Annotated in this window: 20 protein-coding genes; 13 read left to right on the plus strand and 7 right to left on the minus strand. The window is 37.8% G+C overall.

Features of this window, described 5'->3' with window-relative positions; all coding sequences use genetic code 11:
• From ACNR9Q_RS13780 to ACNR9Q_RS13810, 7 genes are all read left to right on the plus strand, one after another.
• Positions 1-588 (plus strand): non-canonical purine NTP diphosphatase, encoded by a 588-nt coding sequence (locus ACNR9Q_RS13780; RefSeq protein ID WP_419211800.1) that lies wholly within the window; start codon positions 1-3, stop codon positions 586-588.
• Positions 575-1,222: a DUF4337 domain-containing protein gene (locus ACNR9Q_RS13785; RefSeq protein ID WP_419211801.1), complete on the plus strand. Its 648-nt coding sequence runs from the start codon at positions 575-577 to the stop codon at positions 1,220-1,222. Before ACNR9Q_RS13780 ends, ACNR9Q_RS13785 begins: the two co-directional genes overlap by 14 nt.
• Before the next feature lie 156 nt (positions 1,223-1,378).
• Positions 1,379-3,169, plus strand: coding sequence for a DEAD/DEAH box helicase (locus ACNR9Q_RS13790; protein WP_419211802.1), 1,791 nt, complete (start codon positions 1,379-1,381; stop codon positions 3,167-3,169).
• Positions 3,170-3,243: 74 nt separating this feature from the next.
• A complete protein-coding gene (locus ACNR9Q_RS13795; protein WP_419211803.1) occupies positions 3,244-4,014 on the plus strand; it encodes a carboxypeptidase-like regulatory domain-containing protein in 771 nt (256 codons plus the stop codon).
• 51 nt (positions 4,015-4,065) lie between these two features.
• Positions 4,066-5,760 (plus strand): alpha-amylase family glycosyl hydrolase, encoded by a 1,695-nt coding sequence (locus tag ACNR9Q_RS13800; protein WP_419211804.1) that lies wholly within the window; start codon positions 4,066-4,068, stop codon positions 5,758-5,760.
• A gap of 50 nt (positions 5,761-5,810) precedes the next feature.
• Entirely contained in the window at positions 5,811-6,638 is an 828-nt protein-coding gene (locus ACNR9Q_RS13805) for a metallophosphoesterase (RefSeq protein ID WP_419211805.1), read from the plus strand.
• Positions 6,639-6,736: 98 nt separating this feature from the next.
• Positions 6,737-7,255: a hypothetical protein gene (locus ACNR9Q_RS13810; RefSeq protein ID WP_419211806.1), complete on the plus strand. Its 519-nt coding sequence runs from the start codon at positions 6,737-6,739 to the stop codon at positions 7,253-7,255.
• Here the strand turns inward: ACNR9Q_RS13810 and ACNR9Q_RS13815 are convergent.
• Entirely contained in the window at positions 7,252-7,914 is a 663-nt protein-coding gene (locus ACNR9Q_RS13815) for a TrmH family RNA methyltransferase (protein WP_419211807.1), read from the minus strand. The two genes, ACNR9Q_RS13810 and ACNR9Q_RS13815, sit on opposite strands and share 4 nt — an antisense overlap.
• 47 nt (positions 7,915-7,961) lie before the next feature.
• On the opposite strand from ACNR9Q_RS13815, the gene ACNR9Q_RS13820 reads away from it, so the two are divergent.
• A complete protein-coding gene (locus ACNR9Q_RS13820) occupies positions 7,962-8,648 on the plus strand; it encodes an SIR2 family NAD-dependent protein deacylase (protein ID WP_419211808.1) in 687 nt (228 codons plus the stop codon).
• Here ACNR9Q_RS13820 and ACNR9Q_RS13825 read toward each other — a convergent pair.
• Entirely contained in the window at positions 8,617-9,090 is a 474-nt protein-coding gene (locus ACNR9Q_RS13825) for a heme-binding domain-containing protein (protein ID WP_419211809.1), read from the minus strand. The genes ACNR9Q_RS13820 and ACNR9Q_RS13825 overlap by 32 nt on opposite strands.
• A 34-nt stretch (positions 9,091-9,124) precedes the next feature.
• Between ACNR9Q_RS13825 and ACNR9Q_RS13830 the strand changes: the two genes are divergently transcribed.
• The 3 genes from ACNR9Q_RS13830 to ACNR9Q_RS13840 all read left to right on the plus strand — a co-directional run bounded on the left by ACNR9Q_RS13830 (position 9,125) and on the right by ACNR9Q_RS13840 (position 12,183).
• Positions 9,125-9,697, plus strand: a complete 573-nt coding sequence (locus ACNR9Q_RS13830) for an adenylosuccinate lyase (RefSeq protein WP_419211810.1) — start codon at positions 9,125-9,127, stop codon at positions 9,695-9,697.
• 122 nt (positions 9,698-9,819) lie between these two features.
• Positions 9,820-11,163: an adenylosuccinate lyase gene (gene purB / locus ACNR9Q_RS13835; protein ID WP_419211811.1), complete on the plus strand. Its 1,344-nt coding sequence runs from the start codon at positions 9,820-9,822 to the stop codon at positions 11,161-11,163.
• Positions 11,164-11,289: 126 nt separating this feature from the next.
• Positions 11,290-12,183: a mechanosensitive ion channel family protein gene (locus ACNR9Q_RS13840; protein WP_419211812.1), complete on the plus strand. Its 894-nt coding sequence runs from the start codon at positions 11,290-11,292 to the stop codon at positions 12,181-12,183.
• Between the two features lie 60 nt (positions 12,184-12,243).
• On the opposite strand, the gene ACNR9Q_RS13845 is transcribed toward ACNR9Q_RS13840, so the two are convergent.
• The 5 genes from ACNR9Q_RS13845 to ACNR9Q_RS13865 form a co-directional block, all read right to left on the minus strand.
• Entirely contained in the window at positions 12,244-12,783 is a 540-nt protein-coding gene (locus tag ACNR9Q_RS13845) for a DUF4252 domain-containing protein (protein ID WP_419211813.1), read from the minus strand.
• Positions 12,784-12,845: 62 nt separating this feature from the next.
• Entirely contained in the window at positions 12,846-13,385 is a 540-nt protein-coding gene (locus ACNR9Q_RS13850; RefSeq protein ID WP_419211814.1) for a DUF4252 domain-containing protein, read from the minus strand.
• Positions 13,386-13,498: 113 nt separating this feature from the next.
• Positions 13,499-14,053 carry a DUF4252 domain-containing protein gene (locus ACNR9Q_RS13855; protein WP_419211815.1) on the minus strand — a complete coding sequence of 185 codons (555 nt, stop codon included), beginning with the start codon at positions 14,051-14,053 and terminating at the stop codon, positions 13,499-13,501.
• 5 nt (positions 14,054-14,058) lie between these two features.
• A complete protein-coding gene (locus ACNR9Q_RS13860; protein WP_419211816.1) occupies positions 14,059-14,493 on the minus strand; it encodes a hypothetical protein in 435 nt (144 codons plus the stop codon).
• Complete coding sequence (locus tag ACNR9Q_RS13865) at positions 14,480-14,989, minus strand: RNA polymerase sigma factor (RefSeq protein ID WP_419211817.1); 510 nt, start codon at positions 14,987-14,989, stop codon at positions 14,480-14,482. The genes ACNR9Q_RS13860 and ACNR9Q_RS13865 overlap by 14 nt, the downstream gene beginning before the upstream one ends.
• A 229-nt stretch (positions 14,990-15,218) precedes the next feature.
• On the opposite strand from ACNR9Q_RS13865, the gene ACNR9Q_RS13870 reads away from it, so the two are divergent.
• Positions 15,219-16,736, plus strand: coding sequence for a S41 family peptidase (locus ACNR9Q_RS13870; RefSeq protein WP_419211818.1), 1,518 nt, complete (start codon positions 15,219-15,221; stop codon positions 16,734-16,736).
• A gap of 217 nt (positions 16,737-16,953) precedes the next feature.
• Positions 16,954-18,426: a S41 family peptidase gene (locus ACNR9Q_RS13875; RefSeq protein ID WP_419211819.1), complete on the plus strand. Its 1,473-nt coding sequence runs from the start codon at positions 16,954-16,956 to the stop codon at positions 18,424-18,426.
• Positions 18,427-18,439 lie beyond the last annotated feature (13 nt).

An 18,439-nucleotide genomic window follows, 5' to 3' on the forward strand; every position in this document is an offset into this window, starting at 1 on the left:
ATGAAGCTCGTATTCGCAACCCACAATCCCAATAAATTAAGAGAAATTCAACAATTGGTACCTTCGACCATACAACTAATCAGTTTGGACGGTATAGGTTGTATGACTGAAATTGCAGAAACTTCGAACACTTTAGAGGGCAACGCTAGAATAAAAGCCGATTTTGTGACCGACACTTATCAACTACCTTGTTTTGCAGATGATACCGGACTTTTGGTTGATAGCTTAAATGGAGAGCCAGGGGTATTCTCTGCACGCTATGCAGGCTCTAAAAACAATGCCGAAGCAAACATGGACAAACTTTTGGCTAAAATGACTGGTCAAGAAAATCGAAATGCACATTTTAAAACAGTCATCGCCTTAAACTTAAATGGTGAAACACATCTTTTTGAGGGAAAAATAGACGGTACGATCACAACCAAAAAAAATGGCATAAATGGCTTTGGATACGATCCGATTTTCGCACCCAATGGATATGAACAAACGTTTGCCGAACTTCCTTTATCGGTGAAAAACGAAATAAGTCACCGCGCGCAAGCGTTTAAAAAATTGATAGCCTATTTAAAGACCATAAATGTTGCAAGATAAAAATAACAGGGAAACCGTAGAAGTATCGGTTGCATCAGAAAGAGCTGAAGCTATTGGCGGAGTGCTCATTGCACTTTTCGCCGCGCTTATGGCCATATCTCAAATGGTGAACGGTGAGTTGGAGGAAGAAATGATGATCGCACATAATAACGTGGTAAGCTATTCGAGTTGGTATCAATCTAAAAGTATAAAAGAGACCTTAAAGGAAAGCGAACTCGACTACTTGAACGTTTTGATCAGCAGCGGAATGGTTACATCGGACAAAGTTCCTGTAATCCAAGAAAAAATTGCACTGGTCAAAGAACAGATTACCAAATACGGAGCTGAAAAAATAGAAATCTTGAATGGCTCCCATCAAGTAGGTAAAGAAAATTGGATTCAGGATCTGGATGGTGAATTGGGTAAAATAGTGGGCGTTAAAGAATGGGAACAGTTGGCGGCTACCTATGACTATGCCACAAAAAAGTTCGATTATGGAATGCTATTCTTTCAAATTTGTATTGTATTAGGTGCCGTGTGTATCATCATTTATGACAATCCCATTCTTCAAAAAAGCTTAATTGTACTTATGGTACTATTCGGAATTACAGGAACAATTCTTTCCGTTTATGGTTATTTATTAGCACCTCGGTAATACTTTACCAATTATTATACCACCTCGAATATTAGCAGTACCTTTGCCGCTTAATTAACGCCGCTAGTATAGCATGTGTTGCGCTGAGTCAAACTAGGTTATATACGATAATCGCTCTATGCAACATTCATATTTGCGATTTAGTATAACATATTTATGACAAAGTTTGAAGCACTAGGACTACAGAAGTCCTTATTAGATGCTGTTGCTGATATGGGTTTTGAAAACCCATCTGAAGTACAGGAAAAAGCAATACCGATTTTATTGGAAAGTGATACCGATTTGGTAGCCTTGGCACAGACAGGTACTGGTAAAACAGCTGCCTTCGGTTTTCCGCTGATCCAAAAAATTGATAGTAACAGTAGAACCACACAAGGCTTGATCCTGTCCCCTACTCGTGAGCTTTGCTTGCAGATCACCAATGAAATGCAGGCCTATTCCAAATACGAACGTAATATTAACGTAGTTGCCATTTATGGGGGTGCGAGCATTACCGAACAAGCAAGACAGATAAAAAGAGGGGCACAGATCATTGTGGCCACCCCTGGTAGAATGAAAGATATGATCAGTAGACGTCTTGTGGATATTTCCAAGATCGACTATTGTATTCTTGATGAGGCCGATGAAATGTTGAACATGGGCTTCATGGAAGATATTAAGGAAATTCTTTCCAATACCCCAAATGAGAAATCTACTTGGTTATTCTCGGCTACCATGCCTAAAGAGGTTTCCATAATCGCAAAAAAATTCATGCACTCCCCACAAGAAATTACTGTGGGCGCAAAAAATTCAGGTGCTACCACCGTACAGCATGAGTACTATGTTGTTGGTGGACGGGATCGTTACCCTGCACTGAAAAGATTGGCGGATACAAATCCTGATATATTTTCAGTTATTTTCTGTAGAACCAAACGCGATACCCAAAAAGTTGCCGAAAAACTGATAGAAGACGGGTATAACGCTGGAGCTTTACATGGTGATTTGAGCCAAAACCAACGTGATTTGGTAATGAACTCTTTCCGCAAAAAACAGATACAGATGTTGGTAGCCACAGACGTAGCCGCCCGTGGTATCGATGTAGATGATATTACCCACGTAATCAACTACCAATTACCCGATGAAATCGAGACCTATACCCACCGTAGTGGTAGAACAGGTAGGGCCGGTAAATCAGGGATATCAATGGTCATCATAACCCGAAGCGAACAACGTAAGATCAAGGCCATTGAAAGCAAAATCAATCAGAAGTTTATTTCCAAACAAATTCCTACAGGAATGGAAATCTGTGAGATTCAGTTATATCACTTGGCCAATAAAATCAAGGATACCAAAATCAATAAGGATGTAGACAACTATCTTCCCGCTATTAATGATGTATTGGAAGGTATCGATCGTGAAGAACTTATTAAGAAAATTGTATCCGTAGAATTCTCTAGATTCTTCAATTATTACAATAAAACCAACGACTTAAATGCTTCGGATAACGGAAGGGACAGAAACAACGATAGAACTAGTGATGCTATCCCGACCAGTGGAGCAGTTCGTTATTTCATTAATGTCGGTGAAAAGGATGGTTACGATTGGATGTCCTTAAAAGATTTTATCAGGGATACGGTTGGTCTTGGGCAAGAAGATGTATTTAAAGTAGATGTTAAGGAAAGTTTCTCTTTCTTTAATACAGAAGCAGAAGTAACCCAACAAATTCTTGATAAGTTCACCGAGTTTAAAGTGGATGGAAGATTCGTAAACGTTGAAGTTTCCAAGAACCCTGGAGGTGGTGGAGGCGGTAAACGCAGAAGTGGCGGTAGCGGCGGCTTTAAAGGAAAACGAAGCGGCAGACGGGAAGATGACCGTGGTGGTAAAGGAAGAAGAAGGGAGCGCAGTGATGCCAGCGGCCCCAACGCCGGGAAAAGACGCAGCAGCAAAAGAAAGGGAGATTTCTTTTAGTTAATTGTATATTAAAAAATACGCTTCGGCGTATTTTTTTGTTTTGTTTGTATCTTAAACGTGGTGTCAGAAACATGAAGTATTTTTTAGCGATTATTTTAGTTTTCATATCTTTTATTGGTTTTTCACAGGAAACGGAAGAAGGTAAACGTATAAGTGCCATAGTAATAAATGCTCAAACTGAAGCACCTCTAGAAAGTGTACACGTAGTAAACCTGAATCAGGTTTTCGGGACCATTACCAACGAAAAAGGTGAATTTACCATTACGGCAGCCGTTAACGATACTTTGTATTTCTCATTTCTCGGTTTCAAATCCCAAAAAATTAGGGTCACTAATGACATGTTCAAATTCAAGAATACTCAAATTTCTTTGACCGAACTTGCTTATGCCCTTGAAGAAGTTATCGTTAGACCCTATTCACTGACCGGGTATCTAGAAATTGATGTAAAGAACCTTCCTATAAACAATGCCTATCAATACAGTATTTCTGGACTAAACGTGAGTTATGAGGGTGGCAACAAGAACCCTAGTGCAGTAACAAAAGTACTGGGTGCTATTTTGAATCCGGCCGATTTACTTCGAAATTTGTTCGGAAAAAAACCAGCACAAATGCGAAAGTTACGGCAAATGCGCGAAGATGATGAAATACGTAATTTATTGGCCTCTAAATTTGACCGTGAAATCTTGACCGAATTCCTTCAACTGGAAAAGGTTGACATTCAAGATATCCTCAACAATTGCAACTATTCAAAATCGTTTATTACCACTGCAAATGACCTACAGATTTTAGATGCCATCAGTAGTTGTTATGAGGAATATAAAGTTCTGAACAGAAAGAAATAATATTTCTTATATTGATTTTCATGTTATAGCTTTAGCCTAAATTTCCAGGCAATGAAATACATCGTACCTACCCTTTTTATTACAATTTTACTTAGTTCATGCAAAACTGAAACCAAAGAAAAGGTAGACCACACTGGGCCATCTACGGCTTCGATAATTTCTGATCAAAAAAATCCGAATTTTCGATGGGATGCTGCAACGGTATATTTTCTGCTAACCGATAGGTTCAATAATGGAAATCCATCCAACGATATCAATTTTGAACGAACCAACGAAACTGGAGAACTAAGAGGCTTTATGGGCGGTGATATTCAAGGAATTACCGAAAAAATAAACGACGGTTATTTTTCTAAGCTAGGAATAAATGCAATTTGGTTTACCCCTGTAATCGAACAAGTTCATGGTGATACCGATGAAGGAACCGGGAACACCTACGCCTACCATGGCTATTGGGCCAAGGACTGGACCACTTTAGATCCAAATTTCGGAACTGAAAAGGATTTGCAAACACTGGTGAAAACCGCCCATGATAAGGGAATTCGTGTTTTACTGGATGTTGTATTGAACCATACAGGGCCCGTAACCGAAAAAGACCCGGTTTGGCCAGAAGAATGGGTGCGTACAGCTCCAACTTGTGAATTTACCACCTATCAAAATACCACAGATTGTACCTTGGTCGCTAATCTACCGGATGTGCTAACAGCATCTGAAGAACCCGTGAAATTACCGGATGCTTTATTGGCCAAGTGGAAAGCAGAAGGCAGGCTAAGTAGCGAATTGGATGAGCTTGACCTTTTCTTTGACCGCACAGGATACCCAAGGGCGCCCAGGTATTACATTATAAAATGGCTGACCGATTATATTCATCAGTTCGGTGTAGATGGTTTTAGGGTAGACACGGTGAAACATGTAAATGAAAATGCCTGGGCAGAATTGTATACAGAAGCATCGGCAGCATTCGAACTTTGGAAAAAGAAAAATCCAGAGAAGGTTTTAGATTCCAATTCATTCTACATGGTTGGCGAGGTATACAATTATGGTATTTCAGGGGGAAGGGAATTCGATTTTGGGAATAAGAAAGTAGACTATTTTGCGAACGGATTTAAAAGCCTGATTAATTTTGAGCTCAAGACCGATGCAGCAAAGGACTACGAATCTATCTTCTCCAAATACAGCAAACTTTTACATACGACTCTTAAGGACAAAAGTGTATTGAATTATATCACTTCCCACGATGACAGCCAACCTTTTGACAAGGAACGAAATAATCCTTACAGAGCAGCGAACGTGCTGCTACTGACCCCAGGAGCGGCACAAATATATTATGGTGATGAAACTGCCAGAGACCTTACCATCGAAGGAACATCGGGCGATGCCACTTTACGTTCTTTTATGAATTGGGAGGAATTGGACAGCATCCCTAAAAAAGCAGAAATATTAAACCACTGGCGCAAAGTCGGATCTTTTAGGAATAATCATCCGTCCATCGGTGCCGGTATCCATAATCGACTCGCTTCAAAGCCGTATGTGTTTAGCAGATACTTAAAGAATGATGAGTACGTAGATAAAGTAGTAATTGGCCTGGATTTGCCAAAAGGAAAAAAATCCATAGTTGTAAAAGGATTTTTCGGTGACGGAACTAAATTATACGATGCCTACTCTGCTACCGAGGTAGTCGTTGCAAATGGCAAAGTAGTGTTAGAAAATGATTTTGATATAGCTTTACTTGAAGTGAAGGAATACTAAATGGATTTGGAATTTTCCGAATGGGAATTTTCTGAGTAGAGAATGATTTTATGGGAATTGGACGAAGATCCTTTGTTAAAAGATTTTTATTAGGACTTACTGGAATTATAGGACTTACGGCTTTAGACGCTTTTTGGTTTGAAAAATATATTATTGACTGGACAGAGTATGACCTGTCCGAGAATAACGACGAACCAATTACCGTAATACAACTTTCTGATATTCATTTGAAAGAAATTAATAGTTCGCTTAAAGGTATTGCCGAAAAAGTGAATCGGTTAAATCCTGATATTTTAGTTTTCACTGGTGATACCGTGGCAAGAAAGCGGCATTTTATTCATCTTGAGCCTCTTTTACAATTGTTCGATGATCACATTTTAAAAATAGCGATTTTTGGTAATAAAGAATATGATAGTAACATAAGCCTAGTCGACTTTAAAGAAATTTTCAAAAAACACAATGGTAGGATCCTTGTTAATCAGAATTTTACATATATCAAAAACAACAGGACCGTTAACATTGTGGGCATTGATGATTTTCTAAAAGGAAATGCCGATTATAAGGGAGCCGTTAAAACCATAAAAAAACGATATTTAAGTACTGTTGTATTGAACCATTGCCCTGGCTATAAAAATGAGATTGATGCGCTCAACCAAAACGAAAAGGTAAACGTCAAGATGATTCTTTCCGGACATACGCATGGGGGTCAAATCACTTTTTTCGGAAGAAAAATCTACACTCCAGGTGGTAGTGGAGACTATCTAAGAGGATGGTATAGCAACGAACACTCGAAGATGTATGTATCAAAAGGCATTGGTACTACCATACTTCCTATTCGCTTTTTTGCAAGGGCAGAGGCTACCATTTTTTATGTGTAACCTTAAAGCTGTCAAATTCGAACATGGTATTCACAAATAAAAGCGAACGTTTAAGCGCAACCCTTCTTCACTTAGCTCATCTTTGAATAAAAATAATTATGTGCAATAAAAGATCATTTCTGGCGGTAACAGCATTTTTAACCCTTATAATGTATGCCTGTAGTAATGATGACGCTTTTGAATCTGAATTTGACAAAAGTCTTGATACATCGAAAAGCACTAAAAAAACTGAAGGAAATAGTTATTCGTATACGGTAAATTTTGGTTCAGTTTTCGGTTTCGGTTCTAATACTACCCTAACCGTTATTGACGGTAAAGTAATTTCACGCGTTTATGAAGCATATCAACTTGATGGATCCGAAAAAGAAATTATAGAAAGTTGGAGTGAAAACGAAAATGAACTGAACTCCCATGTTGAAGGTGCCGACACAATTACTTTAGACCAAATTTATAGTTCGTGTAAAGCAACTATTTTATCGGTTAATGAAGATGAAAATGAGATAACCTTTTTAGCCGAAAACAATGGTTTGCTTAGTGTATGTTCTTATTTTTCGAAAAACTGCCAAGACGACTGCAGCACCGGGTTCAATATAAGTGAAATCCGTTGGATTGATTAGAGTCCATTATCCTTTTGATACCTTAACAAAATATCATCAATACTTTTTATTGATTTTTTAGCCCAATCTAAACGTTTTTCCATAACCTCTTCAGGTGCAAGTTTCCACTCAAAGTCGGAATTTCTTAAATCGGTTGTTAAGTGCTGTAATAGAATAGCGGCTGAAACAGAAATGTTTAGACTTTCGGTAAAACCAACCATCGGTATCTTCAGAAAAGCATCGGCATTGCTAAGAACTTCATCACTCAACCCTTTCGTTTCTGTTCCAAAAAATAGGGCGATTTTACCATCCAACCTAAAATTATGCAGCAAAGAGCTCTCGGCGTGTGGACTGGTCGCTATTATTTTATACCCTTGAGTTCTAAGCGAATCAATGGCTTGCTTCGAGTTTTTGTATCGATGAATATCTACCCACTTTTGCGCTCCCATTGCTATTTCTTCATCCAGTCGTTTTCCATACCGTCCTTCGATAAGGTGTGCCTGTTGAACACCAAATGACTCACAACTACGAACAACCGCACTGGTATTGTGCATCTGGTATACATCTTCGACTGCTACGGTAATAAAATTAGTCCGCTGGCTTAATACTTCTAAGAATTTTTGTTTTCTTTTCTCAGAAACAAAACCTTCCAAATACTCTAAAAGTTTCAAATCGATCATGCCTGCAAAATAAGAAAAGTATATTTTTAAACTCAATTTGAAATTCCATGAAAAATATTGTTGTACTTACTGGAGCTGGAATATCCGCCGAAAGTGGCCTTAAAACGTTTAGAGATGCGAACGGACTTTGGGAAGGCCATGATGTTATGGAGGTAGCCTCGCCAGAGGGTTTCCGCAAAAATCCGGAGTTGGTGCTGGATTTCTACAATCAACGTAGAAGGCAATTATTGTCAGTAAAACCAAATAAAGCGCATCATGCTTTAGTTGATTTGGAACCGTATTTTAACGTGCACATTATCACCCAAAACGTAGACGATTTGCACGAACGCGCTGGCAGTAGCAACATTCTTCATCTACATGGTGAACTTTTAAAAGCACGAAGCACCGGTTCTATTGATGCTATTTTTGAATGTAGAAAAGACATCCGTATGGGTGACATTTGTAAAAAAGGATTTCAGATAAGACCCCATATCGTCTGGTTCGGCGAGGCTGTACCTTTATTGGAAGATGCTATAAGCATTACCGAAAAAGCCGATATCTTAATTATTATCGGAACTTCAATGCAGGTTTATCCTGCTGCTAGCCTGATTAATTTTGTAAAACCTAGTACCGAAATCTACTTCATCGATCCTAAACCTTCCATTGGCCAAAATTCACAAAAAAATTTGAACATAATTGCAAAAACTGCGGCAGAAGGGGTTCCTATTTTGGTTGCTTCCCTAATTGGTAAATAATCCGAGTTTGCTTTACCCATTCAGAAATAGCATCAATTTGATTTTCAGATAATTTGGTATTACCATGAATCCATGTATATTCTGTTAAAGGCATTTCTTCATTTACAATCTCTTCTTCCAATTCTTCTAAAAGATGGTCCTTTTTGTCCATGGTGTATTTTCCCCATTCCGAAAAGTTCAAATGCTTTTTTCCTCCCTCTACATGGCTCGCGATCCAATAGGAAACAGGAGCGATATTGTTATACCAAGGATAGGCCGTATTATTACTATGACAGTCATAGCAGGAATTCTCAAAAATAGTTTTGAGTTCAGCTGAGGGGTTTGTTTCTATGACAAAAGTTTTCGTATGGTTGCCAGGGGAAGTATTCTTTGTAGGACTATAAAACTGCATGGCGACAAAAATCAAAACTACACCAAGCGTAATTTTTTTTAGTAATTTCATATTTGGGGGAATTCTGCCTTAAAGGTACAATTTTATGACAAAAGCAGCATTTTATGAGGCACTCGATTATGTTAATGCCTCACGGGAAAAACGGAGTTCAATGGCACAACGTGTCCTAGAAAACCCTCAATTAATTCCATTATTGATTGAAGTCGTTAAGGATAATCACGAGCCTATTTCTTGTAAGGCAAGTTGGGTTTTAGAATATGTTGCAAAAAAAGATTTGCGGCTTATTTTAAACAATATAGATGGATTTATATCCTCACTACCTGTCACTCAATTAGAATCCTCTATTCGGCCCGCAGGAAAAATTTGTGAATTGTTGATGAAATCTTATTTCTCAAAAAAACCAAATCCTTCGAGAATGGTACTTACCGACAAGCATTTAAACACTATTGCAGAGTCTGCCTTTGATTGGCTTATTGGCGATCATAAAGTTGCACCGAAAGCCTATTCAATGACGACCCTCCTGCTACTCGGTCATAAAATAAATTGGATATACCCAGAGTTACAACTCGTTTTAACGCAGCATTACGTGGCCGGGAGCGCTGCTTATAAATCACGGGCAAGAATAACGTTAAATAAACTTGAGAAAATTAAAAAATGACAGCGAACAGATTATATACTGTTTTATAACAGTGCCTTTCGAATACCAAACTTCTACGCAATTGTGTTTTAAACTATTGCACTTATAGGTATATTTGCCGCTTATTATTTCAACCAGAAATCATGTCTCTAAACGCTTTAAATGCCATTTCCCCTATTGATGGTAGGTACCGATCAAAAACCGATTCGTTGGCTCCTTATTTTTCAGAAGAAGCTTTAATTAAATATAGGGTTAGGGTAGAAATTGAATATTTTATAGCGCTTTGCGAAATACCCTTACCTCAACTTTCGAAATTCGATATTTCTAATTTTGGGGCATTACGTAAAATCTATACCGATTTCACAACGAAAGATGCACTTGAAATAAAGGAAATCGAAAAAACCACCAACCATGATGTGAAGGCCGTCGAATACTTTATAAAAAAAGCCTTTGACAATTTAGGCTTGGTAGCTTTTAAAGAATTTATTCATTTTGGACTTACTTCCCAAGATATCAACAATACAGCTATTCCGCTTTCAATAAAGGAAGCCATGAATGATGTTTATGTTCCCCTATATCAGGAAATTTTAGAAAAACTTGCTTCGCTTTCAGCCGATTGGTCTAACATACCAATGCTGGCTAGAACCCACGGGCAGCCAGCATCCCCTACCCGTTTGGGTAAGGAAATAGAGGTTTATGTGGTTCGGTTAAAAGAACAGTTCAATTTACTGAACGACATTCCCAGTGCCGCCAAGTTCGGTGGTGCTACGGGTAATTATAACGCTCATTTAGTGGCCTATCCCTCTATTGACTGGAGGACATTCGGGCAACATTTTGTGCAAGAAAAATTGGGACTTCAACATTCATTTCCCACCACACAAATAGAGCATTATGATCACATGGCAGCCCTTTTTGATGGTCTTAAACGCATCAATACAATCATTCTAGATTTAGACCGTGATTTTTGGACCTATGTTTCCATGGATTATTTTAAACAAAAAATAAAGGCGGGCGAAGTAGGTTCCTCGGCCATGCCTCATAAAGTCAATCCGATTGACTTTGAAAACTCAGAAGGAAACCTCGGTATTGCTAATGCCTTGTTCGAACATCTTTCCGCAAAACTGCCGGTATCGAGACTACAGCGAGATCTTACGGATAGTACCGTATTAAGAAACGTAGGTGTTCCTTTTGCGCATACCTTGATCGCGTTTCAATCTACCATAAAAGGCTTGGGGAAACTTCTATTGAACAAAGAAAAATTCGAGCAGGACCTCGAGAATAATTGGGCCGTTGTAGCCGAGGCTATCCAAACGATTCTAAGGCGCGAGGGTTACCCTAATCCGTATGAAGCGCTAAAGGGTCTTACGCGTACCAATGAGAAAATAAACCAAAATTCAATAGCTTCTTTTATTGATACGTTGAATGTTTCAGACACCATAAAAAAGGAACTCAAACAAATTACCCCTAGTAATTATACAGGAATCTAAACTGCCTTTGCTCCATTTGAGAATTTATTTAATCCATATCCCTTTTTAAATATACTAAACTCGTATGAGATTTTAAATTTGGGTCTGCTTTCACTATATTATTGCGAACACTAAACTGAACAGTATATGCAAGCAAATTTCTCAATAGAAGAATCTATAGGCAACCTTTGGGAAAAACTAGATGGTTGGCTAGAGGCCATCATTTTAAAACTTCCTAATTTTGTTATGGCCGTTTTGGTCATGATCATATTTTACTTTTTGGCCAGGGGAATTCGTAAAGTCTTAAAACGGACACTATTGAGGAGAATTGGCCAAGTTTCCATTCAAGAAATTATAGCAAAGGTCGTATTTGTATCCATTATTTTAATCGGGTTCTTTATTGCCCTTGGAGTGCTTGATTTGGACAAGGTTCTTACAAGTATTTTAGCAGGTGCAGGGGTCGTTGGTCTGGCCATAGGTTTAGCCTTGCAGGGAACGCTGAGTAATACGTTTGGAGGACTTATTCTGTCCTTTATGCCGCAGCTTAAAATAAACGATTTTATAACTGCGGACGGTATTTCAGGTTTTGTGACCGAGATAAGCCTACGCAACATCATTCTTAAAAAGTCGGACAATACAGTAGTGGTCATCCCTAATTCTAAATTCATTGACGGTTCGTTCACCAATTATTCCCTTACGGATCGAAATAGAATTTTTGTGAATTGTGGAGTCGGTTACGAAAGTGATCTTCAAATGGTAGAAGATTTGACCGTTAAAATCATCCAAGATAATTTTGAACAAAAAAATGGAGAGTCAGTAGAGTTTTTCTTTACGGAATTTGGGGATAGCTCCATCAATTTTGTGGTTCGTTTTTGGGCAGATGCCGTCAACCTAAAACAAGAACATGCCGCCAGACATAAGGCCATAAAACTAATCAAGCAACACTTCGATGAACGTGATATCAATATTCCATTCCCAATTCGCACGTTAGATTTTGGAAAAAACAATTTACACATCAATAAAGAGGTGCCCTCTAAATAAGACAAAAAACCCGTTTCAAATACGCAACGGGTTTTTTATCTTATTTATTTGGACTTAAAATCAACCTTTGATAAAGTTTTCTAATTGTTCCAAACCCTTACCCTTAAGGTCTGATTTTTCCATAGCCTGTATTAACTGAACAAAACTCGCTGGGTTCATGTTGTCGCCAAGTATACGAATGAGTATTAATCCTTTTTCATCATTATCTCCATAGATAACGATTTCATCAATGGCATCATCATCTCCCTTTAACTGAATGGTCGCCTTACCGAATTCGGTATTCATTTTCATGAGTTCACTAAAATCAGGCCCTTTCAATATGGTCTTGATTATAGCTTTTTGTTTTTCATAATCAGCAATGTTGGCCTCTTTTTTCTGAAAGGCCAGTACATTCAGTTTTTTGAGGGACGCTATAGCCTTCTTCTGAGTTTCGTCCATATCTACCTTTTCTAAATTCAACAGACTGGCGGGTACATCAAAAGACATGAAGTTGGGGTTCTCTGCATTGGTAATATAGTATTGCTGCAAACTTGGTTCTGATGAACAAGAAGAAATGGCTAACGCCATGACGATAATGATAATAAAACGCATATTTTTCATAGTATTTTTTTTAAGAAAAGTGGCCTTTCATCGAAAAATGAAAAGCCCTTTTTCTAAACTGATTACTTCCCTCCTGCTTTGTTCAAATCTTTGGGTAAGTCCATCTTGTTGGTAATGGAACCGATTTTATTTAAATCGATATCCCCAGTAAGGCTTACTAAAACCGTTTCCAATTCTCTTCCATGGGAACCCATTTCAACGTTATCCAGACCAGAAACGAACATTAATAATTCCGATACATGGTCTTTCTTAGCGCCATCCCGTACATAGAACTTTACATTAACATCTTTGTCCTTGACCCGCATCAGTTCTTCCAATTTAGAAGTTTTAAGGTATTTCTTAACTGTTTGCGACATGTCTGCCGATACCTCTAGATCTTCGGTCATAAAAACCTTTACACCTTGAAGTCCTTGTGCAACCTCCATAAATTCCCTGGCTTCTGCATCATCGCTTAATCCGCCTATTTTGGAGACCAAATCGATCATTCCTTTATTGACGATTACAGAACCTACCTTATCCATATCCTCATATTTATCGAATATGGATTGAGAAAAACCGAATACCGGTAAAATTGCGATTAAAATTACTACTACTTTTTTCATGATTGTTGTTTTAATACCCCACCTTTTTTGGGTGACGTAATTGATTGATGAATTGATGAATGTTTTCAAAAAACGATAAGTTCTTAAGGGGGCTTATCGCTTTTTGAGTATTGTTAATTCCCCTTTTTAGATGCTTTTCCTAACTGATCACCACCCGGCAGATCCATTTTATCGGTCAATTTAGAAACGGATCTTAGATTAATGTCCCCGGTTAATGAAAGTAATACCGTTTCTAATTTTTTACCATTAATATCTATGTCCATGTCCTTCATACCTGTAACGAACATTAGCAGTTCTTTTACATGATCACTATCTTTTCCTTCCTTTACATAGAACCTTACATTGGATCCACCATCACGCACCTTCATCAACTCTTCAAAAGAAGAGCTTTTTAAGCGATTAGTGACCCAGCTATCAACGTCTTTAGAAATAGAGGCATCGTCTGTAGTTATCACCTTAAAACTGGTAATTGAATTGACGAGTTCAAAGAATTCCTTAGCCTCGGGGTCGTCAGAACTTACACTCATCTTACCCAACATTTGAAACATTTTAGGCTGCATGGCCACAAAGGTCACTTTGTCGTTATCCTCGTATTTATCAAAAATATCTTGTGCTCTGGAAACAAAGGGGGCTATTACCAAAAGCCCTACGATTAATGTCTTTTTCATTGTAATTATTTTTTCGTTAAAAATTTATCGGTTGTTTTTTCAAATTCTTCCAAATGGTACAATTGCTCGGTGCCTTTGTTGAAATTCATGGCCAACAAGGCCAAAGCTTCTTGTGCAGACTCAATTTCTTCCTGTGTATACTCGTCTGCCAAAGTTACAGGAGTTGGTGCTGGTCGATAGAAATAAAACCCAACCACGAAAACAGCTACTGCTGCGACGGAAGCCCATTTCAAATAATTTTTTCTAGGTGTTAATGGGACCTGCTTCGTAAACCGTTCTTCTTTTGCTCCAGAGAAATAATTGAACATGGGAACATATTGCTCTAAATGTGGAGCCACATTGTCACTTTTAAAATATGTTCTTAATATCTCCTCCTCTGCGACCGTAGTAGTCGCTTCAAAGTACTTCTCCACTAATTTTTCTATGTTATCCAATTCCATAATTATGCTTTTCCATTAATTTTTCCCGTACGGTTTTGCGTGCCCTGGATAAGGCTACCCGTATAGCTGTAGGTTTCATATCCAATAATTTTTCTATTTCTTCATATTCATATTGTTCTACATCCCTTAATTGTAATACCATTTTTTGTTGTTCAGGCAACTCGTCCATTATGCGTTCTACCCAACTTATACTATCTTTTGCTTCTACCTCATTTTGCAGCGAAGTAGTTGAATCGGTATAATTACTATGAACCAATTTCAAATTATTAGCTTGTTTTGATTTTAAGCGGTCCAAACAAAAATTCTTTGTCATGGTCATTGCAAAAGCCTCCACATTATTATAGGTCCCAATTTTATGTTTTTTCGACCACAATTTGGCAAGTATCTCTTGGGTAGCATCTTCTGCTTCCTCAGTTGAAACCAATAACCTTTTGGCCATGCGGAATAACTTATCCTTAAAGGGCATTACAATATTTAAAAACTCCGTTTGTTTCATTTTGGTTTGGCTGTTCGTAAGTATGCTAGCATGTTTACAAAAGGAAGACGATGTTCAACGAATTTTGTTACAATTAATTTTTATTTCTGTGGGATGTAAGTAAATTTAACATCCTTACTCTAACTAATTACGTATTTTAAATGAAGTTTCATTATCTCTTCTAAGTGGAGTGTTGCCCACTTTGGAATGATTTTTGAAAAGTCCGTAATTATATTAAACTAAATAAACCATGAAGAAATTTCCCCTTTTGTTCTTTTTTCTAGGGATTATAGTATTATCATGTAATAAAAATAATGATGCTCCTATAATCGAGGAAGAACAAGAAACTCCTGTTGAAGAAGCCAAATTGCCAGCAGATTATCCTGCGCAGGATTTCATGTGGCAGGCAATGAATTCCTATTATTTTTGGCAAGCTGATGTCGCCGATTTAGGTGATGATCGTTTTGACACTTCTGAAAAATATGTAGATTTTCTTGCTTCTGAATCTGACCCTGGGGAGTTTTTTTACAAGATATGTAATAACCATATAAGCGTGGTAGGAGAAGCACAGGCCGTAGACAGATTCTCGGTAGCATTTGAAAATTACAAAGATTTAGTTAATGTACTTTCGGGCGTTTCTATGAGTAACGGAGTTGAGTTTACATTATATGCTTTTCAAGATAGTAATGATATTTTCGGAGTGGTAAACTACATTATGCCGAATTCTGATGCTTCGAACAAACAAATAAAAAGAGGTGATGCATTCGTTGGCGTGAACGGAACAACTTTAAATAGAGATAATTACATTGATCTTTTGTACGGTGAAAACGCTACATATACTTTGAATATGGCGGATATTATAGACAATACCGTCACAGAAAATAATGTTGAAGTTTCTTTGACTAAAGTGGAAAACTTTTCAGAAAATCCTATTTTGGTCTCAAAAGTTATAGAACAAAACGGTGTCAAAATCGGTTACTTAATGTACAACTCGTTTTTAGCCGATTACGATGAGCAATTAAACGACGTTTTCGGAAACTTTAAGTCAGAAGGGATAACGGAACTTGTTTTAGATTTTAGGTATAATGGTGGTGGAAGGGTGAGCACAGCCGTGCAAATAGCGAGTTCGGTTTATGGAACAAAAACCGATGAACTTTTTCTAAAGGCCAGGTATAATGCCAAGGTTCAGGCTATTTTTACCAATCGTGAAGACGAAACAAATTTTAGTGATACCACTTTTGGCGGAGTTGCCATAAATGAATTAAATCTAAAAAGAGTACACGTAATAACCACTACTTCAACAGCATCTGCTAGTGAACTAGTTATTAATGGCCTTACACCTTATATCGATGTTGTAACCATCGGCGATAAAACCAGGGGCAAGAATGAATTTTCGATTACGTTGGTCGATGATGCTTCGAACGGCTTTTTTTACGACCCCAATACAGAAGAAAATATAAATCCGGATAACCAATGGGGTATTCAACCTCTATTGGGTAGAAACGAGAACGCCGATGGCTTCTCGGATTATACCACCGGGTTGCTACCTACCTTGCCCTTAGAAGAAGATATATCCAACTTGGGTGTTTTAGGAAACCCCTCAGAACCTTTACTGGCATTGGCACTTAACCATATAAGTGGAGAAACTGCAAAATATAGTAGGCAGCCTTCCATGACCGCAGAACTCTTTAGTAGTTCTTTCGAATTTAAGGGGACCAATAATGTTTCTTCGATGACCGGTTTAATTAAAATGAAACCAAAAGATTAAATCTTACAGGCTTCTAAATCAAAAGTTCAAATCCCACTGAGATTAAAGAATTGAAACATTTAATTTTTAAACCTTAAGCATGTCTGGGCGAGTTAAGAACTATCATTACTCTTAAAATGATTTATCGGCTCTACCCACAACTAGTTTTGTTATAAAAAATAATGTTAATCCTTGGCGATTGAAGAAATAAAATTCAAAAATTACAGTTCCCCTATTTATGAAGAAAATTTTATTTGTACTAACGGCGTCAATTATTTTTTCCTGCTCAAAAGATGAAGACCTTATCCTGACCGATACCGTTGATCCAGATGGTTCTGCAGAGGTTGAAGTTCAAGATTTTATGTGGAAAGCCATGAATTTTTGGTATTTCTGGCAGGCCGACGTTAAGGACTTAGCGGATGAACGTTTTGAGAATACCAAAGAAGGGAGGGCGGCCTACACGGCATTTTTGGATTCAGAAGAAAACCCCGGGGCTTTTTTTGAAAAAAAATTACAATATAAAGAGGATCGTTTTAGTTTTTATAATTCAGATTATCGGGTGCTTACCAATTCATTGGCAGGCATATCCAAAAGTAATGGATTGGAATTCGGTCTCGTAAAAATACAAGGGAGTAATGACGTTTTTGGTTTCGTGCGCTACATTATTCCAAACTCCAATGCCGCTACCGTAGAAATACAAAGAGGAGATTTATTTACAGGAGTGGACGGACAAACGTTAACGGTTGATAATTACACAGGATTACTCTTTGGGGAAAATAACACCTATACCCTTAATATGGCCGACTTTGTTAACGGAGAAGTTGTACCCAATGACAAAGAAATTGTTCTTACCAAGCAGGAAGCATTGGCAGAAAACCCAATTTTTATCTCGAAATCCTTTGAAATCGGAGGTGAGAATATCGGTTATATCATGTACAATCAGTTCACCAATGAATACGATGACGAATTGTACGCCGCAGTAGAGGATTTAAAAGCTGCTGGGATAACCAATCTTATAATGGATCTACGATACAATCCAGGAGGTTCGGTAAATACTACCCGTATTTTGGCCAGTTTAATTTATGACACTAATACCTCTAATGTATTTTTGAAAAAGAGATACAATGAAAAACTTCAAGTGCAGTTTACCGATAAACAATTAGAAGTCTATTTTACCGATAAAGTAGGTGGTAAAACAATTAAGCCCTTAGGACTTTCAAAACTTTATGTATTGACTACTTCTGGGTCTGCATCTGCAAGTGAATTGCTGATCAATAGCTTGGAACCCTATATAGATGTTATTCAAATTGGTGATGTAACTAGAGGGAAGAATGAATTCTCTACAACACTGGTAGATGATCGTGACAACTCTTATTTATATACCCCTTCTAGGGTCAACAAAATAAATCCAGATAACCAATGGGCCATTCAACCACTCATTGGCCGAAACGAAAACGCCGATGGCTTTTCAGATTATACGGATGGTTTACAGCCCGATATTGCTTTAAAAGAAGACTACGGCAATCTTGGAATTTTAGGAGAACAGAATGAGCCTCTATTGGCTAGAGCTATTCAAGAAATTACGGGGCAGACAGGTAAACGTGATTTTACCGTTAACAATCCCATAGATATCATCAGCAGTTCTAAAATGTTCAGTCCGTTCAACGATAAGATGATCGATGACACGGTATATGACCTAAAATTTGAATAGAATTTAAAACGGG

This window comes from Maribacter sp. X9, from assembly GCF_048537565.1.
Lineage (GTDB): Bacteria > Bacteroidota > Bacteroidia > Flavobacteriales > Flavobacteriaceae > Maribacter.